General features: G+C 62.8%; 16 protein-coding genes and 2 rRNA genes. 17 read left to right on the forward strand and 1 reads right to left on the reverse strand.

Features of this window, described 5'->3' with window-relative positions; translation table 11 throughout:
• Positions 1-230: 230 nt before the first annotated feature.
• From AC3FKG_RS29030 to AC3FKG_RS29055, 6 genes are all read left to right on the forward strand, one after another.
• Positions 231-3,111: ribosomal RNA gene (locus AC3FKG_RS29030) — 23S ribosomal RNA — on the forward strand.
• A gap of 126 nt (positions 3,112-3,237) precedes the next feature.
• Positions 3,238-3,351, forward strand: a 5S ribosomal RNA gene (gene rrf / locus AC3FKG_RS29035).
• Positions 3,352-3,633: 282 nt separating this feature from the next.
• Positions 3,634-6,162 carry a hypothetical protein gene (locus AC3FKG_RS29040; protein WP_483711331.1) on the forward strand — a complete coding sequence of 843 codons (2,529 nt, stop codon included), beginning with the start codon at positions 3,634-3,636 and terminating at the stop codon, positions 6,160-6,162.
• A gap of 31 nt (positions 6,163-6,193) precedes the next feature.
• On the forward strand, positions 6,194-8,041 hold the full coding sequence (locus tag AC3FKG_RS29045) for a GMC family oxidoreductase (protein ID WP_488744795.1): 1,848 nt from the start codon (positions 6,194-6,196) through the stop codon (positions 8,039-8,041).
• A gap of 7 nt (positions 8,042-8,048) precedes the next feature.
• Positions 8,049-10,325 carry a xanthine dehydrogenase family protein molybdopterin-binding subunit gene (locus AC3FKG_RS29050; RefSeq protein WP_488744796.1) on the forward strand — a complete coding sequence of 759 codons (2,277 nt, stop codon included), beginning with the start codon at positions 8,049-8,051 and terminating at the stop codon, positions 10,323-10,325.
• Positions 10,326-10,340: 15 nt separating this feature from the next.
• A complete protein-coding gene (locus AC3FKG_RS29055) occupies positions 10,341-10,805 on the forward strand; it encodes a (2Fe-2S)-binding protein (protein ID WP_483711334.1) in 465 nt (154 codons plus the stop codon).
• Positions 10,806-10,808: 3 nt separating this feature from the next.
• Here the strand turns inward: AC3FKG_RS29055 and AC3FKG_RS29060 are convergent, their stop codons facing one another.
• Positions 10,809-11,273: a ferritin-like domain-containing protein gene (locus AC3FKG_RS29060; protein WP_483711335.1), complete on the reverse strand. Its 465-nt coding sequence runs from the start codon at positions 11,271-11,273 to the stop codon at positions 10,809-10,811.
• Between the two features lie 368 nt (positions 11,274-11,641).
• Here AC3FKG_RS29060 and katG point away from each other — a divergent pair, with 368 nt between their 5' ends.
• The 11 genes from katG to AC3FKG_RS29115 all read left to right on the forward strand — a co-directional run bounded on the left by katG (position 11,642) and on the right by AC3FKG_RS29115 (position 25,997).
• Positions 11,642-13,828 carry a catalase/peroxidase HPI gene (gene katG / locus AC3FKG_RS29065; RefSeq protein WP_483711336.1) on the forward strand — a complete coding sequence of 729 codons (2,187 nt, stop codon included), beginning with the start codon at positions 11,642-11,644 and terminating at the stop codon, positions 13,826-13,828.
• 343 nt (positions 13,829-14,171) lie between these two features.
• On the forward strand, positions 14,172-15,722 hold the full coding sequence (locus AC3FKG_RS29070; RefSeq protein WP_488744797.1) for an efflux transporter outer membrane subunit: 1,551 nt from the start codon (positions 14,172-14,174) through the stop codon (positions 15,720-15,722).
• A complete protein-coding gene (locus AC3FKG_RS29075; protein ID WP_483711338.1) occupies positions 15,715-16,830 on the forward strand; it encodes an HlyD family secretion protein in 1,116 nt (371 codons plus the stop codon). The genes AC3FKG_RS29070 and AC3FKG_RS29075 overlap by 8 nt, the downstream gene beginning before the upstream one ends.
• Positions 16,820-17,860, forward strand: a complete 1,041-nt coding sequence (locus AC3FKG_RS29080) for a DUF2955 domain-containing protein (protein ID WP_483711339.1) — start codon at positions 16,820-16,822, stop codon at positions 17,858-17,860. The genes AC3FKG_RS29075 and AC3FKG_RS29080 overlap by 11 nt, the downstream gene beginning before the upstream one ends.
• Positions 17,861-17,875: 15 nt before the next feature.
• The gene (locus tag AC3FKG_RS29085) at positions 17,876-18,325 is read left to right on the forward strand and encodes an ion channel (protein ID WP_483711340.1); all 450 of its coding nucleotides are present in this window, start codon (positions 17,876-17,878) and stop codon (positions 18,323-18,325) included.
• A 370-nt stretch (positions 18,326-18,695) separates the two neighbouring features.
• Positions 18,696-20,480, forward strand: a complete 1,785-nt coding sequence (locus tag AC3FKG_RS29090) for a putative bifunctional diguanylate cyclase/phosphodiesterase (protein WP_488744798.1) — start codon at positions 18,696-18,698, stop codon at positions 20,478-20,480.
• Positions 20,481-20,488: 8 nt separating this feature from the next.
• On the forward strand, positions 20,489-21,922 hold the full coding sequence (locus AC3FKG_RS29095; RefSeq protein ID WP_488744799.1) for an HDOD domain-containing protein: 1,434 nt from the start codon (positions 20,489-20,491) through the stop codon (positions 21,920-21,922).
• Between the two features lie 222 nt (positions 21,923-22,144).
• Positions 22,145-22,366: a hypothetical protein gene (locus AC3FKG_RS29100; RefSeq protein ID WP_483711343.1), complete on the forward strand. Its 222-nt coding sequence runs from the start codon at positions 22,145-22,147 to the stop codon at positions 22,364-22,366.
• Between the two features lie 237 nt (positions 22,367-22,603).
• Positions 22,604-22,807, forward strand: a complete 204-nt coding sequence (locus AC3FKG_RS29105; RefSeq protein WP_483711344.1) for a cold-shock protein — start codon at positions 22,604-22,606, stop codon at positions 22,805-22,807.
• A gap of 410 nt (positions 22,808-23,217) precedes the next feature.
• Positions 23,218-23,976 carry a tol-pal system protein YbgF gene (ybgF, locus tag AC3FKG_RS29110; RefSeq protein ID WP_483711345.1) on the forward strand — a complete coding sequence of 253 codons (759 nt, stop codon included), beginning with the start codon at positions 23,218-23,220 and terminating at the stop codon, positions 23,974-23,976.
• Positions 23,977-24,596: 620 nt separating this feature from the next.
• Complete coding sequence (locus tag AC3FKG_RS29115; protein WP_488743847.1) at positions 24,597-25,997, forward strand: ISNCY family transposase; 1,401 nt, start codon at positions 24,597-24,599, stop codon at positions 25,995-25,997.
• Positions 25,998-26,194: the final 197 nt, after the last annotated feature.

Raw genomic sequence — 26,194 nt, forward strand, 5'->3', positions numbered from 1 at the left:
TTGCCAAGCGATCGCGGGTCTGCCCTGCGAATCGGCTGTTCTTTAACAATATGGGATGTAGTAAAGGTGTCGCGCGAGCGTTGATGAGACGCTGCAGTAACCAACGCGATACCGGGTTGTGATTGTATCAACCAAAATGTATTTAAGTGATCGAAAGATGACTTGGAATACGGCACAAATGCGAGAACTCACCTGTAGCGAAGGGTCTCACTGAGACACACTCGTTATAGGGTCAAGCGAACAAGTGCATGTGGTGGATGCCTTGGCGATCACAGGCGATGAAGGACGCGGTAGCCTGCGAAAAGCTTCGGGGAGCTGGCAAACAAGCTTTGATCCGGAGATGTCCGAATGGGGAAACCCGGCCCGAATGGGTCATCCCTGGCTGAATACATAGGCCAGGGAAGCGAACGCGGCGAACTGAAACATCTAAGTAGCTGCAGGAACAGAAATCAACCGAGATTCCCAGAGTAGTGGCGAACGAAATGGGAAGAGCCTTGTACTCTTTAGCAGTGTTGTTAGCAAAACGGGATGGAAAGCCCGGCCATAGCAGGTGATAGCCCTGTATGCGAAAACAGCGTTGTGGAACTAGGTGTACGACAAGTAGGGCGGGACACGTGAAATCCTGTCTGAAGATGGGGGGACCATCCTCCAAGGCTAAATACTCGTGATCGACCGATAGTGAACCAGTACCGTGAGGGAAAGGCGAAAAGAACCCCGGGAGGGGAGTGAAATAGATCCTGAAACCGCATGCATACAAACAGTCGGAGCCTGGAAACGGGTGACGGCGTACCTTTTGTATAATGGGTCAGCGACTTACATTCAGTGGCAAGCTTAACCGATTAGGGCAGGCGTAGCGAAAGCGAGTCCGAACAGGGCGTTCAGTCGCTGGGTGTAGACCCGAAACCAGATGATCTATCCATGGCCAGGTTGAAGGTGCGGTAACACGTACTGGAGGACCGAACCCACTAACGTTGAAAAGTTAGGGGATGAGCTGTGGATAGGGGTGAAAGGCTAAACAAATCTGGAAATAGCTGGTTCTCTCCGAAAACTATTTAGGTAGTGCCTCGTGTCTCACCTTCGGGGGTAGAGCACTGTCATGGTTGGGGGGTCTATTGCTGATTACCCCGCCATAGCAAACTCCGAATACCGAAGAGTGCAATCACGGGAGACAGACATCGGGTGCTAACGTCCGGTGTCAAGAGGGAAACAACCCAGACCGCCAGCTAAGGTCCCCAAATATAGCTAAGTGGGAAACGAAGTGGGAAGGCTAAAACAGTCAGGAGGTTGGCTTAGAAGCAGCCACCCTTTAAAGAAAGCGTAATAGCTCACTGATCGAGTCGTCCTGCGCGGAAGATGTAACGGGGCTAAGCTATATACCGAAGCTGCGGACGCACAGCAATGTGCGTGGTAGGAGAGCGTTCCGTAAGCCTGTGAAGGTGTCTTGTAAAGGATGCTGGAGGTATCGGAAGTGCGAATGCTGACATGAGTAGCGATAAAGGGGGTGAAAGGCCCCCTCGCCGTAAGCCCAAGGTTTCCTACGCAACGTTCATCGGCGTAGGGTGAGTCGGCCCCTAAGGCGAGGCAGAGATGCGTAGCTGATGGGAAGCAGGTTAATATTCCTGCACCGTCGTATGATGCGATGGGGGGACGGATCGCGGAAGGTTGTCCGGGTGTTGGAAGTCCCGGTCCCTGTAGTGGAGAAGGCGCTTAGGCAAATCCGGGCGCGTAATTCAAGGCTATGGGGCGAGCGGCCTAGTGCTGCGAAGCAATTGGAAGTGGTTCCAAGAAAAGCCTCTAAGCTTCAGTCATACGAGACCGTACCGCAAACCGACACAGGTGGGCGAGATGAGTATTCTAAGGCGCTTGAGAGAACTCGGGAGAAGGAACTCGGCAAATTGGTACCGTAACTTCGGGATAAGGTACGCCCTGGTAGCTTGACTGGCCTGCGCCAGAAGGGTGAAGGGGTTGCAATAAAATGGTGGCTGCGACTGTTTAATAAAAACACAGCACTCTGCAAACACGAAAGTGGACGTATAGGGTGTGACGCCTGCCCGGTGCCGGAAGATTAAATGATGGGGTGCAAGCTCTTGATTGAAGTCCCGGTAAACGGCGGCCGTAACTATAACGGTCCTAAGGTAGCGAAATTCCTTGTCGGGTAAGTTCCGACCTGCACGAATGGCGTAACGATGGCCACACTGTCTCCTCCCGAGACTCAGCGAAGTTGAAGTGTTTGTGATGATGCAATCTCCCCGCGGCTAGACGGAAAGACCCCATGAACCTTTACTGTAGCTTTGCATTGGACTTTGAACCGATCTGTGTAGGATAGGTGGGAGGCTTTGAAGCGTGGACGCTAGTCTACGTGGAGCCGTCCTTGAAATACCACCCTGGTTTGTTTGAGGTTCTAACCTTGGCCCGTGAATCCGGGTCGGGGACAGTGCATGGTAGGCAGTTTGACTGGGGCGGTCTCCTCCCAAAGTGTAACGGAGGAGTTCGAAGGTACGCTTGGTACGGTCGGACATCGTACCTAAAGTGCAATGGCAAAAGCGTGCTTAACTGCGAGACCGACAAGTCGAGCAGGTGCGAAAGCAGGACATAGTGATCCGGTGGTTCTGAATGGAAGGGCCATCGCTCAACGGATAAAAGGTACTCTGGGGATAACAGGCTGATACCGCCCAAGAGTTCATATCGACGGCGGTGTTTGGCACCTCGATGTCGGCTCATCTCATCCTGGGGCTGTAGCCGGTCCCAAGGGTATGGCTGTTCGCCATTTAAAGAGGTACGTGAGCTGGGTTTAAAACGTCGTGAGACAGTTTGGTCCCTATCTGCCGTGGGCGTTGGAATCTTGACGGGGGCTGCTCCTAGTACGAGAGGACCGGAGTGGACGTACCGCTGGTGTACCTGTTGTCTCGCCAGAGGCATCGCAGGGTAGCTATGTACGGAAGAGATAACCGCTGAAAGCATCTAAGCGGGAAACTCGCCTGAAGATGAGGATTCCCTGGCGGCTTGACCGCCTTGAAGGGTCGTTCGAGACCAGGACGTTGATAGGCTGGGTGTGGAAGCGCAGTAATGCGTTAAGCTAACCAGTACTAATTGCCCGTAAGGCTTGATCCTATAACCAGTGTGTTTTAGCCTGGTGAGAGAATCGCCTGTGCCGTGCGTTGACAAGCACAACCCAAGACTACAGAACTACATCCCGAATTGGTGAGGTTGACCGCGTCAGCCTCACAACCCCTTATGCCTGGTGACCATAGCGAGTTGGAACCACCCCTTCCCATCCCGAACAGGTCCGTGAAACGACTCCGCGCCGATGATAGTGCGGATTACCCGTGTGAAAGTAGGTCATCGCCAGGCTCTTACAATGCAAAACCCCTCGACAGCATGTGCTGCGAGGGGTTTTTGCTTTGGTGGCGCCGGATTGGCGCGGACCATTCCACAACGCATCGGCCAGTGCGCCCGTGCATCGCTTTGCTTATCTCTGTCGGAAACATCGTCGAACTCACGGCGGACAAATAGCGTTGTAGATCAGTAACAAGCTTGACTTCTCCTCACGTCATTTCTAGGTTTATCTGTACTCAACGGCGTGCGTAGCGCACACGCTGCTGTGGTAGACCATCCGGCCGGGGAGGGACGACGGTGAACCTGCACAGCAAATCGATGCTTTGGGCGGCCATCTTTTGCTGTGTGGTGACCGCCAGTGGCTGCTCCAGGCTCAAAGCCGGCCACGTCGAGGATGAAGCGCAGCAGGCGGGCCGCAATGCCGAGTCATTCAGGCATGCGGCGGAAGACTACTTCCGCGACATGGACCGCGGCGTGTCCCTGACCAGGGAAGAGATCCAGGGCCGCAACATGTGGATCGTGTGGACCGGTGGCAATGACCGGTTCTGGGACGCGATGACGAACTACACGTTCGGCGCATTCGACCTGCTCAAGTCGATTAGCTCCCATCCAGGCCAGGGCTATTCGCGCGATAACCGCTGGGCCTATCTTGGCCTCCTCAACGAGCCATGCTTCAGCAAGCCAGCCGGACCGGATCCGCAGCGTTTTGGCTTGTGGCTGGACCAGCGCGCCAAGGATTGCCCGGCCGATCCGTTCGAGAACGAGCAGGCGTACCCGGGCGTCAAGACCGGCGCGCGCGGCACGACCTTCGCCAGTGGCCAGAAGCTTCCGGTCGGCTCGTACTACGGCTACCCGACCGGCATTGTCGGCCTGCGGCTCTTCCCCAATCCCGCCTTCGACGAGAAGGCCGCCAAGGCCTGGGACGCGGAGCGCTACTACACCGATCCGTCCTACTACAACCGCGCCGATCTCGTGCGGCCTTACCGTGTGGGTATGTCTTGCGGTTTCTGCCACGTCGGCCCGAGCCCGATCCATCCGCCAGCGGACCCCGAGCATCCGCAATGGGCGGAACTCAGTTCCACCGTCGGTGCGCAGTATATGTGGGTCGACCGGCTCTTCATCCACAACGCCTCCACGCCCGCGGGCAAGCAGAACTTCATGTTCCAGCTCGTCCATACCTTCCGCCCGGGGGCGATGGACACCTCGCTGGTCTCGACCGACAACATCAACAACCCGCGCACGATGAATGCGCTCTACGACCTGATGGCGCGCATGGGCGTGGCCCGGCGGCTCGGACAGGAGACCATCGCCGGCGGCGAGAAGAACAACAAGCAGCTGAACGATTTCGTCCAGACCGGGGCGCTTTCAGAGTTCTACAAGGCGCCGGATACGGTCTGGACGCCGCACGTACTGAAGGACGGCGCCGATTCCGTCGGCGTACTCGGCGCACTGAATCGCGTCTACCTGAACATCGGGTTGTTCAGCGAGGAATGGCTGCTGCATTTCAATCCGATCCTCGGCGGCAAGTCGATCTCTCCGATCGAGATCGCGGTGGCGCAGAAGAATTCTTCGTACTGGCGTGCCACGGAGGCCGGCTCCTTCAACATGGCCGCGTTCCTGCTGAAATCGACGCCGGCCGACCACCTCGCTGACGCCCCGGGTGGCAGGGCCTACCTTGCCGATCCTGCAACGCCGGACGGCGCCCGTCTGTTGGACCGGGGCAAGACCGTGTTCGCGGAGACGTGCGCGCGCTGCCATTCGAGCAAGGGACCGCCGCCGCCAGCGGACCTCCAGATGCGCGACTGCGGCGGCGACAAGTACCTTGGTTGCGTCCAGCGCTATTGGAAATGGACCCAGACCGATGACTACAAGGCAAAGATGCGCGACATCGTCAACGCGCCGGACTTCCTTGCCAACAACTACCTGTCGAGCGATGTGCGCGTGCCATCCACGCTGCTGCGCACGAATATCTGCAGCCCGCTGGCCACCAACGCGATCCGCGGCAATATCTGGGACAACTTTTCCTCGCAGACCTACAAGAGCCTGCCGTCGGTCGGCACCGTGACGCTGTACGACCCGTTCACCGCCGAGCGCTGGCCCTACCGCATGCCGGCCGGTGGCCGCGGTTATACGCGGGTGCCGTCGCTGATCAGCATCTGGTCGACGGCGCCGTTCCTGCTCAACAATTCGCTCGGGCCATTCAGCAGCGATCCTTCCGTCAAAAGCCGCATGCAAGTCTTCGACGCATCGATCGAACAGCTGCTGTGGCCCGAAAAGCGCGCTCATGACACCGTGCTCGGCACGAAAGTCCCGGGCGTGATCGACCGCACCACGGAACGCAGCCAGATCACCATCCCGGTCGGCTTCGTGCCGGATGCGCTGCGGCCCATGGAGGACCTGCTCCACCGCTGGGTGCCCTGGCTGGTGGGCGAAAGCGGCGACGTGACCATCGGCCCGGCGCCGGCCAGGATGCCCGTGAATCTTCTGGCGAACCTGCAGCCGTTGTCGGAGACCTCCGACCCGGTCGCCAAGGCAGAGCACGCGGCCAAGGTGCTCAAGCTGCTGGTCAAGCTCAAGGGAGACCTTGCTTCGGTGCCTGAAGGCGCGACCGAGGATGACTTGCGCCGGATCTATGCGGACGTGGTCAAGCCGATGCTGCAACTCAGCAAGTGCCCGGATTTCGTGGTCAACCGCGGCCACTACTTCGGCACCGCGGAGTTCAACAACCAGGACGGCCTGAGTGCCGACGAGCGGGCGTTCGGCAAGGAACCCGTGCTGAGCGATGACGACAAGCGGGCCTTGATCGCCTTCCTGAAGACGTTCTGACCATGCAAGGCCGACGACGTGGCGGGGGGCTATGTCTGGGCGAGATGAAACGGAATGGGACTACGTAGTCGTCGGATCCGGCGCTGGCGGCGGTACGCTGGCCGCACGCCTGGCAGAGGCCGGCATGCGCGTGTGCGTGCTGGAAGCCGGCTGCGATGCGCGCGCGCATGAGATGTCGTGCATGCCCGAGGACTACGACGTGCCGGGCTTCCATGCCTGCGCCAGCGAGAACCCGGCCATGGCATGGAATTTCTTCGTGCGCCACTATGCCGATGACGCCCAGCAGCGCCGCGATCCCAAATGCGGGCCGTCGGGCGTGCTGTATCCGCGCGCGGGCACGCTCGGCGGCTGCACCGCGCACAACGCGCTGATCTTCGTGTATCCCCACGATGCGGACTGGGACTATATTGCCGACCTGACCGGCGACCCGTCATGGACGGCGGCTCGCATGCACCGATATACCAAACGCGTCGAACAATGCCACCATCGGCCACTGTGGAACCTGGCGCGACGCTTTGGCGTGGATCCCACGCTGCACGGATGGGACGGGTGGCTGCACACCGAACGTGCGATGCCGCTGGAAGCGCTGGCCGACGATGCGCTGGTCCGCGTCATCATCGGCTCGATGGAACTGGCCGCGCGAAGCGTGCCGCGGCGCCTGCGCGCATGGCTGCGGCTGATCCGCTGGCAGGGCGATCCCAATTCGCGGCTGTGGGGGCGGCGCTGCTTTCACGGCGTCTGCTACACGCCGCTGACCACGCAGCGCCATGCGCGCCACGGTACGCGCGAACGCCTGCTGGACGTGGCGCAGCGGCATCCGGCGCGGCTGCATATCGAAATGGACGCACTGGCCACGCGCATCCTGTTCGACGATCAGGACAACGCCTGCGGCGTCGAGTACCTGAAGGGCAGGCATCTCTATCAGGCCCATGCAAAGCCCAACGCAGAGGCGGGCGAGCGGCGTCAGGTCCGCGCGCGGCGCGAGGTCATTCTTGCGGGCGGCGCGTTCAACACGCCGCAATTGCTGATGCTGTCCGGCATCGGGCCGGCCGACCATTTGCGCAAGTACGACATTCCGGTACGCGTGGACCTGCCCGGCGTCGGCCGCAACCTGCAGGACCGTTATGAGATCGGAGTCGTGAACCGGATGTCGCGCTCATGGGACGTGCTTCACGGCGTGAAATTCGTGCGAGACGATGCGCCGTATCGCAGCTGGTTCGATGCGCGCGACGGCGTCTACACCACCAACGGCGTGGCGACAGCGGTGATTCGCCGTTCGGGCCGGCGCACGCCGGTGCCCGATATGTTCTGCATGGCGTTGCTCGAACGATTTGTTGGCTACTACCCCGGCTATTCCAAAGTCTTCGCGGAGCACGACAACATGCTGACGTGGGCGATCCTCAAGGGGCACACGCGCAACCGCGCCGGCATCGTGTCACTGCGTTCGGCCGATCCGCGCGACGTGCCCGATATCGACTTCCGGTATTTCGAGGAAGCGGATGATCCGAAGGGCGAGGACATGCGCGCGCTGATCGGCGCGATCCGCTTTGTGCGAGGCCTGGCCCAGCCGCTGGCGCAGCAGGGGTATATCGCGCAGGAAGAGCTGCCCGGCACGCACGTCCAGAGCGATGAAGACCTGGCCGGCTATATCCGCGACAACGCCTGGGGGCACCATGCGTCGTGCTCGTGCCCCATCGGTGCACCGGCTTCGGGCGGCGTGCTGGACAGCCGTTTCGGCGTGCATGGCACGCGTCGGCTGCGTGTGGTGGATGCCTCGGCATTCCCGCGCATTCCGGGCTTTTTTCCGGTCAGCGCCATCTACATGATGGCCGAAAAGGCTGCCGACGAATTGCTGGCCGCGGCACACGCCATGCCTTGACCCCACCATGAAGCGCAGAGCGTTCGTCTTCGGCGGTATCGGCGCAATCGGCGCGGCAGGCGCTTTGCTTGTCGGCTGGACTGTGCTGCCCGTGCGCCAGCGCCTGACCACATCGGTGCCGCTGCCGACGCAAGGCACCGAGGTGGCGCTCAATGGATGGGTCAAGATCGACGCCGACAACAGCGTCACCATCATGATGTGCCGCTCGGAAATGGGGCAGGGCGTGCATACCGGTCTGGCGATGATCCTCGCCGAGGAACTCGATGCCGACTGGCGCCGCGTGCGCGTGGAGAACGCGCCCCCCGACAAGATCTTCAACAACCTTCAGGTCGTGGTCGACGGGCTGCCCTTTCATCCGGACGATCATCGCCTGATCCGTCGCTATGCGGACCACGTCACGCGCAAGCTGATGCGCGAGATCGGCGGGATTGTCACGGGCGGGTCCTCCGGCCTCAGCGACCTGTGGATGCCCTTGCGCGAGGCCGGAGCATCGGCACGCGCCATGCTCGTGTCCGCGGCCGCGCAGCGTTGGCGCGTGACCGAATCGGAATGCCGCACGGAAGACGGCAGGGTCCTGCATGGCTCCGGACGCTCCGTGACCTTCGGCGAACTGGCTGCGGATGCCGCACGCCAGCCGATGCCGGACAAGGTCTCGCTCAAAGAACCGTCCGCGTTCCGCCTGATCGGCCGCCCGCTGCACAGGCTCGATGCGGCGGCAAAGACCAACGGCTCGGCGCGCTTTGGCATCGATGCCTTGCCACCGGGGCTGCTGTACGCCAGCGTGCTGATGTGCCCGACCGTCGGCGGCCGCGTCAAGCATGCCGACGTCACTGCAGCCTTGGCGCAACGTGGGGTTGTGAAGGCGTTCGTGGTGCCGCCTTTCAACGGCGGCACGGGTGGCGTGGCCGTGATTGCCGACAATGCGTTCCGCGCGATGCAGGCGCTGGATGTGTTGAAGGTCGACTGGGACCCTGGCCCGGCGGCGGGCGCATCGAGCGCCAGGCTAATGGCGCGCATCGCCGCGGCACTGGATCGCGATGATGGCCATGAATACTATGCGCGTGGCGATGTCGACGAGGTACTGCGCAGCGCCGCGAAGGTCATCAACGCCGAGTATCGCGCGCCCTATCTTGCGCACGGCGCCGTCGAGCCGATCAATTGCACCGTCCAGTACGAGGACCATGCGGCAACGGTGTGGGTCTCGACCCAGGTGCCCGGCATTGCCCGCGCCCATGCCGCAAAAATCCTTGGCCTGCGCCCCGACCAGGTCGACTTGCGGGTCATGCTGCTGGGCGGCGGTTTCGGCCGGCGCCTCGAGGCGGACTTCGTCTCGCAGGCGGCTGCGATTGCGCGCGAGGCCAAGGGGCGGCCGGTGCAGACCATCTGGACGCGCTCGCAAGACATGACGCACGACTTTTACCGACCGGCCTGCGTGGCACGGTTGCGGGCCGGTCTCGATCGCGAAGGACGGCTCGTGGGCTGGCAGGCCCGTTCGGCAGGGCAGGCGATCGTACCGGAGATAATGGCGCGCGACTTCGGCTTGCCGCGCATTCCCGTCGACAAGACCGCGGCGGAAGGTGCCTACGACCAGCCCTATGCATGGCCGGCGGCCAGCGTTTCCCATGCGAATGTCAAGCTGCCGATTCCAGTCGGCTTCTGGCGCTCGGTCGGGCACTCGCACCAGGCCTTCTTCACGGAGTGCTTTCTCGATGAGATGGCGGTGGCGGCGGGCAAGGATCCGGTTGCGTTCCGCGCGGCGCTGCTGGGCGAGCATCCACGTCACCTTGCCGTGCTGCGGCGCGTGGCAGCGTTGTCGGGCTGGAACAAGCCGATGGAGCGCGCGGCCGACGGTATCGCGCGCGCACGCGGCGTGGCGCTGCACCAGTCGTACGGAAGCATCGTCGGGCAGGTGGCAGAGGTCTCAGTCGCGCGGGACAAGACCATCCGCGTCCATCGCGTGTACTGCGTGATCGATTGCGGTACGCCGGTGAATCCGAACCTGATCCGCCAGCAGGCCGAGAGCGGCATCGTCTTCGGCTTGTCGGCGGCGCTGCTCCAGGAAATCACCTTTGCGGATGGCGTCGTGCAGCAGAAGAATTTCCATGACTTCCCGGTGGTGCGCATGGCGGATTGCCCTGCGATCCAGACCGAGATCATCGCCAGCGCCGAGGCCCCGGAGGGCACTGGGGAAGTCTGCACACCACCCATTGCGCCGGCAGTGGCCAACGCGCTGTACGCATTGACCGGCCAGCGGCTGCGCGCGCTGCCGCTGAAGCTTGCCTAGCCGAGGAGGACAACCATGGCGACCCTGAACGTAAATGGCAAGCCGGTCAGCGTGGACGCGGAACCCGAGATGCCGCTGCTCTGGATACTGCGTTGCGACCTGGCGCTGACGGGAACCAAGTTCGGCTGCGGCGTGGGCATCTGCGGCGCCTGCACCGTGCATGTCGATGGCAAGGCCGAACTCGCCTGCCAGCTGACCTTGTCGAAGCTAAGCCCGGCCATGAAGATCACGACCATCGAAGGCGTGGGGGGCAAGGAGATCGACGCCGTCAGGGCGGCGTGGCTCGATGTCGACGTGGTCCAGTGTGGCTACTGCCAGAGCGCGCAGATCATGGCCGCCTGCGCGCTGCTCAAGGCGAGGCCAAAGCCCACCGATGCGGACATCGACGCGGCGCTCGGCAATATCGTCTGCCGCTGCGGCACGTATTCGCGCATCCGCGCGGCGATCCACCAGGCTGCAGGGCAGCGGCCGCGCGGGTAGGGTTCAACCCGGGCTGGGTTGTGCCGTTGCCGACTGTCCTGGCTTGCGCAGCATTTTGTCGACTTCGCCGGCGTGCAGTTCCTCGACCTGGATCTGCTGACGCGCATATTCTTCCAGCGCCACCGAACGGCCTTCGACCAGGCCCAGCAGTTCGCGGTACAGCTGCAGCGCAAGCGTCTCTGTCGCAAGGGATTCGCGCAAAATCGAAGCGATATCAAACGTATGGCTGTCCAGCAGCTTGCCGATGCCCAGCGACGGATAGGCGCCGAGCGTCGTGATCCATTCGCCCGCCAGGTGGGCATGCAGCAACGATTCGTTAGCCTGCTCGCGCAGCCACGACACGATCGGGATGCGTCCGAAGCCGAACACGAGGAATGAATAGTGGGTGTAGCGCACCACGCCGGCGAGCTCGGCTTCGAGTATCCGGTTCAGCACGCCGACGACTTTGTCCTTTTCGAGTTCCGTCATGGCAATCCTTCCTGCAGCGTGGTATCAGTGGCTTTGGTGTACCCGAGGGGCCGGGCTGTTTCATTCTAGTCGCCGGGCGTACACTGTCCGCCGATTCCGGTTAGCCGCCGATGCGCGTGTCTCACCCGAACGGGGCGAAACCGCCCGGTCATGAAGGTCCGTAGCCGAAGGATGCGAAAGAACATGGAATGCGGCTCAGGCCTTAGCTTTTTTCTTGCTCGGCCATGAAGTAAACCTATTTCCGGCCCGTGTGGAGAAACAGTACTCTATGCAAGGCGGTGGCTGGATGTACCGGGGCTTGAGCCGTGCGGTCGGGATCAAACGATCCAATAGCGAACGATCTGGATGCAACTAAGCAAGGGGAACACATGTCGACTGAAGCGAAGTGTCCGTTCAATCACGCCGCCGGCTCGGGGACATCGAACCGTGATTGGTGGCCCAATCAGCTGAACCTGAGTATCCTGCGCCAGCATTCTTCGCTGGCCGATCCCATGGAAAAGGGGTTCAACTACGCCGAGGCATTCAAGAGCCTGGATCTGGCGGCAGTGAAGAAGGATCTCACCGCGCTGATGACTGATTCGCAGGACTGGTGGCCCGCGGACTTCGGCCACTACGGCGGTTTGTTCGTCCGCATGGCCTGGCATGCCGCCGGCACGTACCGTACCGGCGACGGCCGCGGCGGCGCGGGCTCGGGGCAGCAGCGCTTTGCGCCGCTGAACAGCTGGCCCGACAACGTCAACCTGGACAAGGCGCGCCGGCTGCTGTGGCCGATCAAGCAGAAATACGGCAAGAAGATTTCGTGGGCCGACCTGATCGTATTGACCGGCAACGTCGCGCTGGAATCGATGGGCTTCAAGACGTTCGGTTTCGGTGGCGGGCGCCAGGATGTCTGGGAGCCGGACCAGGATGTCTACTGGGGATCCGAAAGCACGTGGCTGGCCGACAAGCGCTACTCCGGCGAGCGCGACCTCGAAAACCCGCTGGCGGCTGTGCAGATGGGCCTGATCTACGTGAACCCGGAAGGCCCGAACGGCAACCCGGATCCGGCCGCGGCCGCCGTGGATATTCGCGAGACCTTTGCGCGCATGGCCATGAACGATGAAGAGACCGTTGCGCTCATCGCTGGCGGCCACACCTTCGGCAAGACGCACGGTGCCGGCCCGGCCTCCCACGTGGGCCCGGAGCCCGAAGCCGCCGGGCTCGAAGCGCAGGGGCTGGGCTGGCACAGCAGCTATGGTTCCGGCAAGGGGGGCGATGCCATCACCAGCGGCCTGGAGGTCATCTGGACCAGCACGCCGACCAGGTGGAGCAACAATTTCTTCTGGAACCTGTTCGGCTATGACTGGGAACTGACGAAGAGCCCGGCCGGTGCCCATCAATGGAAGCCCAAGGGCGATGCCGGGGCCAATTCGATTCCCGACCCGCATGATCCGTCCCGGCGCCGTGGCCCGACCATGCTGACCACGGACCTTTCGCTGCGCGTGGATCCGGCCTATGAAAAGATCTCGCGGCGCTTCCATGAGAACCCCGACCAGTTCGCCGACGCCTTCGCCCGCGCATGGTTCAAGCTGACGCACCGCGACATGGGCCCGCGTTCGCGCTACCTGGGTCCGGAGGTGCCGGCCGAAGAACTGATCTGGCAGGATCCGATCCCCGCCGTGGACCACGTGCTGGTCGACGAGCAGGACATTGCCGCGCTCAAGGGCAAGATTCTGGCTTCGGGGGTGCCGGTGTCGCAGCTCGTGTCCGCGGCCTGGGCTTCGGCGTCGACGTTCCGCGGCTCCGACAAGCGCGGCGGTGCCAATGGCGCGCGCCTGCGCCTGGCGCCGCAGAAGGATTGGGAGGTGAACCAGCCAGCCCAGCTCGCCCAGGTGCTGGAGACCCTGGAGGGTATCCGGAACGAGTTCAATGGCACGCAGAGCGGCGGCAAGAAGGTGTCGCTGGCCGACCTGATCGTGCTGGCGGGTTGCGCCGGCATCGAACAGGCCGCGAAGAAGGGTGGCAACGACGTGAAGGTCCCCTTCACTCCCGGGCGCATGGACGCGTCGCAAGAACAGACCGACGTGCAGTCGTTCAGCGTGATGGAGCCGATTGCAGATGGTTTCCGCAATTACCTGAAGGGCACGTACGCGGTCCCGGCCGAGACACTGCTGATCGACAAGGCGCAACTGCTGACCCTGACGGTGCCGGAACTGACCGTGCTGGTCGGCGGCTTGCGCGCGCTGAACGCGAACGTCGGACAAACGCAGCACGGTGTCTTCACCGACCGCCCGGAAACGCTGACCAACGACTTCTTCGTCAACCTGCTCGACATGCGCACGGAGTGGAAGCCGGTCGCGGACAGCAAGGACGTGTTCGAAGGCTACGATCGCGCAACAGGCAAGTTGAAATGGACCGGCACGCGTGTCGACCTGGTCTTCGGCTCCAACTCGCAACTGCGCGCGGTGGCCGAAGTCTATGGCTGCTCGGATGCCGGGGAGAAGTTCGTCCAGGACTTTGTCGCGGCCTGGAACAAGGTGATGAACCTGGACCGCTTCGAGGTCGCCAACCGCTGAGCGTCAGGCTGACGACACTACACTCAGCCAGCGGCCGGTCGCAAGACCGGCCGTTTTCTTGTGGGTGCCAGGCGCCGCACGGCTGTTGCGCGCCTGACACGAACGATGGATAGGCGAAATCACCTTGGCAACGCATAATTGCCACGTCTATCGAATCGTCACATGGCGGTTTCGCAGAGGAGACCCGTATGCCGCAGGTTCCCGCATCCGAAATGACGACCCGTCAAGGCTCGCCTGGCACCAGGCGCCGAACCGGGCCCCAGGCGTCCTGCGTCTTGCGCTGGTTTCCTGGCCGGCCAGGCCGGCAACTGAACGGCATGGCTGCAACAGCCAGCCTCTGACCATGGCAAAGCGGGCCGCGCTGCATTGCCGGTTGCTGGCGGTGGCAATGCTGCTTGGCGGATGCGCGCGGCTGGGTCCGGACTTCCAGGCCCAGCACGCGAACTGGACCGAACAATGGAGCACCGCCGCACTAGAGCAGGCCACGCAGCCGCGGCAGCAGCCGGACCTGAGCCAGTGGTGGCAGGTTTTCAACGACCCCGTCCTTGAACGACTGATTGCCGAGGCCGATGCCAACAACGCCGGCGTCAGGATCGCCGGACTACGCGTGGTCGAGGCCCGGGCGCAGCTGGGCATTGCACAGGCCGGCCGTTACCCGCAGGTCCAGCAGGCCAGTGCGGAAGCGCTCTACGTCCATAGCCGGCCGTCCGGGGGCGTCCAGCCCACCCGTGTCTGGCAGTACAGCGCCGGCGTGGACGTAGGCTGGGAACTGGACTTCTGGGGACGCTTCAGTCGCGCGATCGAATCGGCGGATGCGGCCTACTTTGCCTCGCGCGCGACCTATGAGGACGTGCTGGTGCTGCTGCATGCGCAACTGGCCCAGACCTACTTCACCTTGCGTGCCGCACAAGCGCGGCTGCATATCGCCCAGGAAAACGCCCGGCTGCAGAAGCGCAGCTTCGAAATCACCGAGCGCCTGTTCAAGGGCGGCGAGAGCGATGAGCTCGACCTCCAGCAGGCCAAGACGCAGTACCTCGGCACCCTGAGCAGCATCCCGGAACTGGAGGGCCAGATCCTGCATGCGCGCAATGCGCTCGCGATCCTGATTGGCCGTCCGCCAGCGCCCATGCATGCATTGCTCGATATGCCCGAGAAAGAGGGCATCGTGCCGCTGATCGACCGCGCCGTGCTGCAGGATGTCCCTGCCAACCTGCTGCTACGACGCCCCGATATCCGCGCCGCCGAGCTGCAGGTGGCCGCGCAATCGGCGCTGATCGGCGTGGCGAAGGCCGATCTCTATCCATCATTGACCCTGCTCGGCAACATCGGCTGGTCGGCCAGCTCGCTGCCGGGCACGCCGAACGGCTTCGTGGTGATAGCGGGGCCGAGCCTGCGCTGGAACATTCTCGATTACGGACGCATCCGCAACAACGTGCGCATCCAGGATGCCCGCCTGCAGCAGTTGATCGTGTCCTACCAGGACAGCGTGCGCCAGGCCGCGCGCGAAGCGGACGATGCCGCCAGCGGGCTGATCAAGGCGCTGGAGCGAGAGGCGATCCTGGAGGAGGCGTCGACGGCCGCCAACCGCTCGCTGACCCTGGCCAATGCCCTGTTCCGCGAGGGGTATTCGGATTTCCAGCGCGTGCTGGATGCCCAGCGCGCGCTGTTTGCCCAGCAGGATGCCTACCTCGTCAACCGCAGCGCGGCCGTGGGCAATCTTATCGCCTTGTACAAGGCGCTCGGCGGCGGCTGGCAGACCGGGCAGCCGCTCGTCGATGCGCCGACGCGTCAGCAGATGGAGCAACGCACCGACTGGGGCGGGCTGATCGAAGAGGCAACGAGCGAGCCAGCCGGCAAACGCTCATCCGTGCAAGGAGACAGACCTGATGAGTGACGTCGCTGCACCGACACCGGCACCGCCGCCGCCATCGGCGGACCCCGCGCGCAAGGGCGTCAGGTGGGTGGTGGCGCTGATCGTGCTGAGCCTGGCGTGGTACCTGTTCGCGGATCGCCTTACGCCCTATACGCAGCAGGCGCGCATACAGGCCTTCGTCGTCCCCGTGGCGTCGGAGGTATCGGGCCGCGTGACGCGCGTACTGGTGCGCAACAACCAGGACGTGCAGGCCGGCACAGTCCTGTTCGAGGTCGATCCGCAGCACTACCGCATCGCGGCGGACCGGGCGCGCGCGGACCTGGAATCGATGCGCCGGCAGATTGGCGCCAGCACCGCGGGCATCGCGTCGGCGCAGGCCGCGCTGCGTGCCGCCCAGGCCAACGAGGTCAAGGCACGCCAGGATAGCGATCGCCTGGAACGCCTGTACAGCGAAGATCCCGGCACCGTATCGTTGCGGCGGCTGGAGGTGGCGCGCGCCACCCACACCCAGGCCACCAGCCAGGTCGATGCGGCCCGGGCCGAGGTCGAACGCGCGCGCGAGCAGCAGGGCGGCAGCGAAGAGGACAACGCCAAGCTGCGCAGTGCGGCGGGGGCGCTGGAGAAGGCCGAGCTCGACCTTGCCAACGCGCAGGTGCGCGCACGCACCGCCGGCCTGATCACCGACCTGCGCACGGAAGCCGGTCAGTACGCCGCTGCCGGCAATCCGGTCATGACGCTGATTGCCATCCATGACCTCTGGATCAGCGCGGACATGACCGAGAACAACCTTGCCCGCGTCGAAGCCGGGACGCCGGTCGGGATCGTGCTGGACGCCTTGCCGGGGCGGGTGCTTGCGGGCCGCGTGCGCAGCGTCGGCTACGGCGTCAGCGCGGGGCAGAGCCCGCCGCCGGGCAGCCTGCCGACGATCCAGAACAGCCGCGACTGGCTGCGTCCGGCGCAGCGCTTCCCGGTGATCGTCGAGATCGACAAGGGCGAACTGGAGACGCTCAAGGGCATTCGCGTGGGCGGGCAGGCCGAGGTCATGGCCTTCCCGGCCGAGGGCAACGTGCTCAATCCGCTCGGCCGCCTGTTCCTGCGCGTGATGAGCTGGCTGTCCTATGTCTACTGACGGCGGCGTGGCGGGTGCGGTCGCGATTCGCGGGCGTCGGGCGCTGCGGCTGGCGCTTGGCACCGCGCTCTGCCTTGCCACCAGCTACGGGCTGAACTGGCCCATCCCGATGGTGGCCCCGGTGCTGGGCGCGTTCGTGCTGGCTTCGCTCGACCGGCCGTTGCCGGCAAGGGCTGCCGTGGGGCTGGCCTTGGTCGCCATGCTGGCCACCGGCAGCGGCCTGCTGGTGGTGCCGTTCCTGAGCCAGTATCCGTTCAGCGGGGTGCTGATCACCGGCCTCGGACTGTTCCTGGCCTTCCGCTATGGCTTGCGGGGCGGCAACAGCCTGGTCGGCACGTTCCTGGCGGCTGGCCTGACCATGGTTTCGGTGGCGGGGACCGCGGACATCGGCCTGGCCCTGACCGTGGTGGCCGCGCTCGTCAAAGGGTTGCTGCTTGCGGTGACGGTCCTGGCACTGTGTTTCTGGTTGATTCCCGAGCCGGCGGCCGGGCCTGGACCACGGCGTCCGCCAGCGGTGTCGCAAAGCACCGCCGACTGGATGGCGCTGCGCGCGGCGCTCGTGGTCATGCCGCCCGTCCTGCTGGCGCTGGGGGATCCGGCGGCCTATATGCCAATCCTCATGAAGGCGGTCAGCCTGGGGCGGCAAAGCTGCACGACGGCGCGCGGCGCCGCACGCGAGCTGATTGGTTCCACGCTGCTCGGCGGACTGCTGGCCGTCCTGTTCTGGTGGGCCCTGGGCCTGTTCGTCCATCTGTGGATGTACTTTCTCTGGATGTTCCTGTTCTCGCTGGTGCTGGCGCGCAAGCTCTTTGCCGGACCTGCCGGCGGGCTTTCGCCGGGCTTCTGGCTCAACACCCTGGTGACGCTGATCATCCTGCTGGGCCAGTCGGTCGAGGACAGCGCGGCCGGCAAGGACGTCTACCATGCCTTCGCAGTCCGCATGGGCCTGTTCATCGGGGTCACTCTGTATGCCTGCCTGATGCTGGAACTGCTAGAGCAGCGTAGCCGCCCTTCGCCGTCCACGCCCTGACAAGGAAACCTCGCCATGCGCCTCCATCTGCTGGTCGCAGCCCCGGTCATGCTGGCGTGCCTGGTGCTGCAAGCACTGGCCGTGGCCGTGTGCCTGCGCCGCTATGCCCGCTTTCGAAACGAGTGGCAGGGCCGCGAACCACTCTGGCTGGATGTCGCCATGCTGTCGGCGATCATGCTGGTCACACTGCTTGGCAATTTTGCCCAGGTGACGATCTGGGCGGCACTGTTCATGCTGCTTGGCGAGTTCGCGGACTTCGGGAAGGCGCTCTACCACTCGGCGGTGAATTTCTCGACACTGGGCTATGGCGACATTGTCATGTCCGAGCGCTGGCGCCTGCTTGGTCCGATGGAGGCCGCCCACGGCATCCTGATGTTCGGCGTATCGACGGCGGTCATGACGGCCGCCGTGCTCGATGTCATCAAGAACAGTGCGGCAAGGCTGAAGCATGAAGAGCCGACATAGGGGCGAATTGAGCGACGTCGTCCACTCGCGTTCACGTGGAATCTAAAGACAAGGCAAACATTGCCGATAACCACTGACATAGCGAAATCCTGAGTCTCGTTAACGCGGCCGCATATCCGTAGATCCGGGCTTTGTCTACCCCCCGGCTATTGAAACGAGAGGATTAGGTTGTGAATGTCAATGGCATGACGGGTTTTCAAGCGCGACCCCGGGTAGCCGTAATAGAATTGGCTTCCCGTCGATTCACCCACGGCGGCAAGTCGTGTTTTTGAACCATTAATGCTGTCTTTTTTACCGAGTTCCCTCGCGGTACCGCCGGCCCCCGGGATCGGCAAGGCGCGATCGCCAAACAGGCTAGGCCAAAGACCACATGACGTCGTCCACGTTTGATGCTGTTCAGGCAGGCAACGCACGGGAACCGAACCGTTCCGGCGGCGTTGCCGGAGCGATGGCTCCTGCCGGAAGCAGGGATGCCTGGGCGCTGCTGGAAGCATGGGGTGGACTGGCGCTGCAGGTCAGCGAAACCGGCAATATCCTCCAGGCCACGAATGCTTCGGCCGATCTGCTGGCGTTTCCGCGAGAGTACCTGCTGCGCGCCTCGCTCAAGGACATTGTCGCCTTCGACGAACGCGAGCGCGCCGCCCAACTGCTGCAAGCCTGTTTCCGCGACGGTCTTCCCAAACAGGCCGAGATCCGATTTGCCAACGCCATTACCGGCACGCGCTGGATCGATCTGCGCATTTGCCGACATGCTGGCACGGATGGCCGGACATCAATACTCCTGTTTGGCACCGACGTCACCAAATGGGCCCGGAAACTCGCCCGACTGACTGAACAATCGCTCACCGACCCGCTCACCGGTGTCGGTAATCGGGGGCTGATCCGCAATCGGGTGGACGCGTATTTCGCCGGCGATGCCGCGCAGCGCGGCCGCTTTGCGATTGCGCTGATGGACCTGGATGGGTTCAAGAAGGTCAACGATTCGCTCGGCCACGAGGTCGGCGACATCCTGCTGAAAGAACTTAGCCTGCGACTCGCGGGGACGCTACGCACCCGCGACACCGTTGCGCGCCTGGGGGGCGACGAATTCGTGGTCCTGCTCGACGACGTGACTAGCGAAGAGGCGGCAATGGGCGTGCTCGAGCAGATCATGCGAGTCTGCCGGCAGCCATTCCACCTGGCCGGCTGCCAGGTGCGTGTCACGACCAGTATTGGCCTGGCTTTCGCCACGGGCGAGCGGGAGACCGAGGCGCAGTTGCTGCGGCGGGCCGACCGGGCCATGTACGAGGCCAAGGCGCAGGGCAACAACCGCTATTGCCTGTACTCGCCGGAACTGGATCGCCGGCTGAACGAGCAGTTCCGCATCGAGCAGGACCTGTTCGAGGCGGTCCTCAATGGTGAACTGTTCTTGCATTACCAGCCGATCTTCCGGGTCGGCCCCGACACCGTTTGCGCAGTCGAGGCGCTGATGCGATGGGAGCATTGCAACGAGGGGGCCATCTCGCCCGAGATTTTCGTGCCGCTGGCCGAGAGCAACGGACTGATCAATCATCTTGGCGCCTGGGCGGTACGCTGCGCGTGCGCGCAGCTGGCCGCGTGGGACGCTAACGGGGTGGAGCTTGGCTACGTGTCGGTCAACGTGTCGCCGGTGCAGTTCAGGCATCCGGGCTTTGTCGACAGCGTGCGCAGCGCGATCCGCGATACCGGCATCGACCCGCACCGGCTGGTGCTCGAGATCACCGAAGGCGCGCTGATGACGGACCCGAAGGGGGCGGGGAATCTACTGAAGGAACTCAGGGCACTGGGTATCCGCTTTGCGGTCGATGACTTTGGCACCGGCTATTCCAGCCTGTCCTATCTGCGCAGGTTTCCGCTGTCGGCACTGAAGATCGACCGCAGCTTTGTCGCGGACATGGTGGATTCCCCGCACGCCCAAACCATTGTTTACGCCGTGCTGTCGCTGGCGCGGGAACTCGGGCTGGTGGCCATTGCGGAAGGCGTCGAGACTGACGCGCAATGCGATCTGCTGGCGGCCCAGCGCTGCGAGCTGGCACAAGGCTGGCGCTTCGCCCGGGCGATGGCCCCCAATGATTTCGAGGACGCTGTCCGCGCAGGCAGGTTCCGCATCGACGCCGAGGACGCACTGTCCGCGTAATCGAGAACATGCCAAAGAAACAGTTTCTTGATCAGCTCTGGGCCAGGATGGTCCAGAAGGGCGATTTCCCGACGCTGCAGTACTGCATCGACAATGTCTTCAAGACGCTGAACAGCGACATGAGCATTGGGGAAATGGCCAGCACGGTCCTGTCGGACTTCAGCCTTTCACAGAAAGTCATCCGACTGGCCAACTCGGCCATGTACCGTTCATTCGGCGGCGAGGTCACCACGGTATCCCGCGCCATCATGGTGCTGGGCGTGGACACCATTACGCATCTGACGCTGGGCGTCCAGGTACTCGACTTTTTCCAGGGCGTGGCCCCCAACCGGCCTCAGGCGGGGAGGGCGCTCAAGCAGGCCATCATGGCCGGCGAGATCACCCGTGCGCTGAACGATGCGCGCGGCATCCTGGGTGGGGAAGAGGGCGTCGTCTGCACGCTGATGCACCACGTCAGCCGCTTGATGGTGATCTTCTATTTCCCGGACGAGTGGGACCGCATCGCGACGCTGAGCGCGGATGGCGCCATGAGCGAAAGCGATGCCTGCCGCGAAGTCATCGGCATCTCGTTCGACGAGATCGCCAAGGCGGCAGCCTTCCGGTGGCGCCTGCCGACGTTGATCGCGGACGGCATGCTGGGCCGCGAACTGCACGAAGAATCCGTCCTGGAAACCCATGCCGACTGGCTGGGCGCGGTCGCCAGCCTGTCGTCCGACGCGGCGGCCTCGATGCTTGCCGAGCAACCGGAGGAAATCGTCCTGGGACCGCTGCTGGCCCATGCGCAGAGACTCGGGCTGGAGCCGTCCCACGTCAATACGGCGATCCAGCAGGCCGGGAAGCTGAAGACAACGATGGCGCGCTCGGAGACCCCTGACTCGGGCGATGGCAGCGTTGCGGAAGAGGGCGGCAAGCCCGCCGATACGCTGAAGCGCCTGCTGCACGCGCTCGACGAGGTTCGGCAGGAGGGTGCGGGCAGGACGGTATCCCAGCTTGCTCCGCTGGTGCTGGAGTCGGCCATGCGGGCGCTGAACTTCTCGCACTGTTTCCTGATGCTGCTGCACCCGACGAGCAAGCGCTTCAGCGCGCGCCTGGGGTTTGGCGACGGCATGCGGGACAAGCTTGAGCGGCTGTCGTTCGAAGAAGGCTTCGTGCCCGACATGTTCCATTTCGCGATGATCGCGCCGCAGCCTTTGCTGATCGAGGACCTGAGGGACAAAGCCGTATCGCATCGCGTCCCGCGCTGGTATCGCGACGCCATGCCCGACACGCGTTCCGTACTGCTGATTCCCGTCAAGGTACGCAACCGCTGCGTCGCCATGATCTGCGGCGACTGGGGCACGACCCGCATTGTCGGCGGCCTGAGCAAGAATGAACTGGCAGCGGCGGGCGAACTCGCCGGGGAAATCGCGACAGCGGTCTTGCGTTCCGCGCCGCAGCGATAGCGGCAGCCAGGACAAAACCGCTGCTCCGCCTGCAGCGCGCCACTGAGACGCTGTTGTCGACACCGAACCTCCGGATCCGGAGGTGATGCCCGTGCTTTCAGCCGGGGCATTATTCTGGTTCCAACGCCCCATTATTCATCCGCGAAACATACTTTTGCCCGATATTCCGAAAGCGCACCACGGGACTACGCTTTGGCGGAAATATCGTAAGAGGGGACTGCAATGGCGCTGGAATTTATGAATGGCGTTGTGGAAGCTCACAATCAATATCATGAGTGGGCGCAAGGCGGACGGGACGATGAGCAATTGGGAAGTGCATTGCTGGACCAGCTAAGGCGACTCCTGGCACCTTTCGTTCGTCTCGATGGAGAACTGGCCGCGCTGAAGATTGCCAAAGGTGGATCAGGCCTGGAATTGACCGTTCTGCGGGCAGGCCGGGATTAGAGGGCCGGGTTCCGTCAGGCGCGCGTAGTGACGCCTGCAATCCACTGTTGTGGCGCCCCAAGCAGTATCACGCGCAATCACGCGCAACGTGACGGTTTGCACCTGCGTTCGTCGAGTCAGTCACCTCGGTAAACCCTGAGACGCCATGATGAGCTCTTCGGCTATGCTCGTCTGTATGCAGCGCCAGGTGGTACCGGCGTTGCACGTTCTGTTCACACAAAAAGTTCAGAGGACGAGATGGCAACTGGCACCGTGAAATGGTTCAACAATGAGAAGGGCTATGGATTTATCACGCCGGACGACGGGGGCGCGGACTTGTTTGCCCACCAATCCGAAATTCAAGGAAGTGGATACCGGTCGCTGGACGAGGGTGCCAAGGTCGAATTTGAAGTGAAGCAAGGCCCAAAGGGTCCACAAGCCTCACAAATTCGGAAACTCTAGTCGCCAAGTAAGAAGGTGCACACCCCGGCGGGAGGGTCTCTGTTCCATTCGGTGGCGTTCGATTGTCCGTGTTTGTGACTGAAGGGGCGCAAACACGGCTTTCGTTGTGCGTCCCGGATTGTCAGTTCATCTGGGCACGGCGCTTCATCGATCGTCGCGATGATGCTTCGAAGCGCTCGACGCCCCGACTCGCGTTCATCCACCCACGAAAAATTGTGCGGCACGTCCTCCCATCGCGTGCCTGCCGGGATGCCGTCCTCCGCATTCCCTCAATCATCTAAGCGATACTGGCGGACCAGCGCGGCGAGCAGGGACCCTGCGCTTCAGCCGCTCTGGTTAAGGCCATGATGAAGCCTCGCGGGCGCAGAGCCGCCGCGTGGACATCAACGACATCAGCTCACTGACTATCCATGAAAGTACGTGTTTCCACCCTGTTGTGGCTCGCCGCCATTGCTGGCGCAGGCATGCTGCCACCCACGCAGGCGCATGCCGGAGTGTTCGAGGATGACCAGGCGCGCAAAACGGTCATCAACCTGCGCGACCAGTTCAACAATTTCCAGGCGACTGCGACCCAACGCCTTGAGCAAAACAGCCGCACCACGCTCGAACTGCAGAACCAGCTCGAAGGGCTACGCCAGGAGCTGGCTCGGCTACGCGGCCAGAACGAAGTGCTGCAGAACACGGTGGCGACGCTGCAGAAGCAGCAGAAGGATTACTACGCAGACCTCGATGCGCGCCTGAAGAAGTTCGAGCCGCAGCATGCTTCGGTCGAGAACCGCCAAGGCACCTCGCAGCCGGGCGAGAAGTCCGAATACGACGCCGCGCTCAAGCATTTTCAGTCGGGCGATTTCAAGAGCGCCGGGAATTCATTCTCGTCGTTTATCAAGCGGTATCCGCAGAGCCCGTACCTGCCGCTGGCGCAGTTCTGGCTCGGCAACTCGCTATACGCGCAGCGCGACTATAAGGCGTCCACCTGGGTGCTGCAGAAAATGATCAATGCCTATCCGACGCATCCCAAGGTGCCGGACGCAATGATCGCGGTTGCCAATAATGAGCTGGAGTCCGGGCAGAAGGCGGCCGCGCGCAAAACGCTGGAACAGGTGGTGACCAAGTATCCCGGTACCGAAGGCGCGCATGCGGCTAGCAACCGGTTGAAGATGCTGAAGTAAGTGAGGGCCATCCGGCCCTCCTTGCAAATGCTGACGATACCTCACTGCTAGCGTGTGGGGTCTCGGCGATGATCCCGAAGAGGTCCTGTGGGCAGGCTATACGGTCACTGACACCGCTGCAGGGGCGATGGCAGTCATCACGCGAGCGGACCTGTTCCATTTCTTGTCGAGGACGGCGACAACGATCAATCCAAGCGACGGACTCAGGGTCAACGAAAAGATAGTCCATGTGGCGCCGGAGCGTCCCAGTGCGTTGGCAAAAAGGCCAACCGCGAAGGAGCAGGTGATCCAGGCAGCAATTGCAAGCATCGTGGCGGTTCCGTAAGTCAATGTGATCGCCGCGCTAAACGGCGAGCCACCAGTATGGGTACAACTGCAATCAGTAGCACTTGGGGAAAGGCAGTAAGGGAAATCATGGAGTCTTGCCGGCCGACTGTGGGAATCGCCGTTCGTAGCCAGCGCAGAATACGTCGCTGATTTAACATAAGACGTATTATGCGTGACAACGTTGTAGCGGCAAAGTTGTAATGTCCGGTTTTGGCAAAGTTCAAATGTCCGCCTGAGTGGTCCATTCGTGGTATTCAGCCTGCCCGGTTGAAACACGATGGAGACGCCAGAGGATGGCTAAATCCGAGGTCATTACAGTCAGCATGCATGAGTTAGACAGGCTCAAGACCGTCCAGGCGGTCGTGGATGGTCAGTTACGGCCTGGTGTGGCCGCCGAACGGTTGGAGATCACGGACCGGCAATTGCGGCGGTTGCTGGAGCGCTACCGGCAAGAAGGCCCGTCAGGGCTCGTGACCCGCAAGCGCGGCCGCCCGAGCAACAACCGGCTGCCGGCCGACCGTGAAGCCGCGGCGCTGAACCTGATCCGGGAACACTACGTCGACTTCGGGCCGACGCTGGCCTGCGAGAAGCTGCGCGAACGCCATGGACTCACGTTGTCCAAGGAAACGATACGCCGCCTGATGACGGCATCTGGGCTTTGGATACCGCGCAAACAGCGGCCGCCGAAGGTCTACCAGCCGCGCAACCGCCGTGCCTGCTATGGCGAGCTGATTCAGATCGACGGCTGCGATCACCGCTGGTTTGAGGAACGCGCGCCGGCCAGCACGCTGCTGGTCTATGTCGACGACGCCACCAGCCGGATCATGGAGCTGCGCTTTACCCATTCCGAGGCCACGTTCACATACTTCGCCGCGACGCGCGCCTATCTGGAGCGCCATGGCAAGCCCGTGGCGTTCTACAGCGATAAGGCCAGCGTGTTCCGAGTCAACAAGCCGAACGCGACCGGCGGCGATGGCCATACCCAGTTTTCCCGGGCCTTGTTCGAGCTGAACATCGAGGGCATCTGCGCCAACAGCAGCCAGGCCAAGGGCCGCGTCGAACGGACCCACCTGACGTTACAGGACCGCTTGGTCAAGGAACTGCGCCTTCGCAATATCAGCACCATGGAAGCTGCCAACGCCTTCATGCCCGAATTCATCGCGGACTACAACGCGCGCTTCGCCAAGGTCCCGCGCAACAGCCATAACGCCCATCGTCCGCTGCGACCGGACGAGAACCTGGATCTGATCTTCGCCTGGCGCGAGCCGCGCTGCGTCTCCAAGAGCCTGACGATCCAGTACGACAAGATGCTCTACCTGCTGGCAGATACACCCGAGCATCGGAAGTTGGCCGGTCGCTATATCGACGTCTATCACTACCCCGACGGCAGGATCGAGCCACGCGCGAATGGCGTCGCCCTGCCCTACACCATCTACGACAAGCTGTCGGAAGTCGATCAGGGGGCAATCGTGGATAACAAGCGGCTGGGGCACGTATTGCAACTGGCGCAGTACGTTCAGGAGAAACGCGACAACACGCGATCTCTCTCTTTGCCTGCCACCGAAGGCGTTGTCCGCAAGCGTGGGCGACCGCCAGGCAAGAAGTCACAGCGCTCGCTGGATCAGAACGACATGTTGGAAGCGCTAAAACGCTTACAGCAGCAACCGTGGCCGCTTAACGGAACTGAGAACTGATTTCCGCTTACTCCTGGGAATTCAAATCCGCCCTGCTGGAATGACAGCCCCACCCTGAGCTGGACTCCGTCGTGTCAGGCCAGCACCACCGCCCTACGGGAACCCCAAAAGACTGAACAAACAAGCTGAAAAGACGCCGGACAACCGGACATTTCAACTTTGCTGGAGCCCGGACATTTCAACTTTGCCTCGACAAA

The organism is Cupriavidus sp. 22TCCZM04-2 (genome assembly GCF_057798895.1).

Bases quoted from the DNA above. Each gene is read 5' to 3' on its own strand.
- AC3FKG_RS29045 (WP_488744795.1), top strand. From the start codon at position 6,194: ATGTCTGGGCGAGATGAAACGGAATGGGACTACGTAGTCGTCGGATCC.
- AC3FKG_RS29050 (WP_488744796.1), top strand. From the start codon at position 8,049: ATGAAGCGCAGAGCGTTCGTCTTCGGCGGTATCGGCGCAATCGGCGCG.
- AC3FKG_RS29055 (WP_483711334.1), top strand. From the start codon at position 10,341: ATGGCGACCCTGAACGTAAATGGCAAGCCGGTCAGCGTGGACGCGGAA.
- AC3FKG_RS29060 (WP_483711335.1), bottom strand. From the start codon at position 11,273: ATGACGGAACTCGAAAAGGACAAAGTCGTCGGCGTGCTGAACCGGATA.
- katG (WP_483711336.1), top strand. From the start codon at position 11,642: ATGTCGACTGAAGCGAAGTGTCCGTTCAATCACGCCGCCGGCTCGGGG.
- AC3FKG_RS29070 (WP_488744797.1), top strand. From the start codon at position 14,172: ATGGCAAAGCGGGCCGCGCTGCATTGCCGGTTGCTGGCGGTGGCAATG.
- AC3FKG_RS29075 (WP_483711338.1), top strand. From the start codon at position 15,715: ATGAGTGACGTCGCTGCACCGACACCGGCACCGCCGCCGCCATCGGCG.
- AC3FKG_RS29080 (WP_483711339.1), top strand. From the start codon at position 16,820: ATGTCTACTGACGGCGGCGTGGCGGGTGCGGTCGCGATTCGCGGGCGT.
- AC3FKG_RS29085 (WP_483711340.1), top strand. From the start codon at position 17,876: ATGCGCCTCCATCTGCTGGTCGCAGCCCCGGTCATGCTGGCGTGCCTG.
- AC3FKG_RS29090 (WP_488744798.1), top strand. From the start codon at position 18,696: ATGACGTCGTCCACGTTTGATGCTGTTCAGGCAGGCAACGCACGGGAA.
- AC3FKG_RS29095 (WP_488744799.1), top strand. From the start codon at position 20,489: ATGCCAAAGAAACAGTTTCTTGATCAGCTCTGGGCCAGGATGGTCCAG.
- AC3FKG_RS29100 (WP_483711343.1), top strand. From the start codon at position 22,145: ATGGCGCTGGAATTTATGAATGGCGTTGTGGAAGCTCACAATCAATAT.
- AC3FKG_RS29105 (WP_483711344.1), top strand. From the start codon at position 22,604: ATGGCAACTGGCACCGTGAAATGGTTCAACAATGAGAAGGGCTATGGA.
- ybgF (WP_483711345.1), top strand. From the start codon at position 23,218: ATGAAAGTACGTGTTTCCACCCTGTTGTGGCTCGCCGCCATTGCTGGC.
- AC3FKG_RS29115 (WP_488743847.1), top strand. From the start codon at position 24,597: ATGGCTAAATCCGAGGTCATTACAGTCAGCATGCATGAGTTAGACAGG.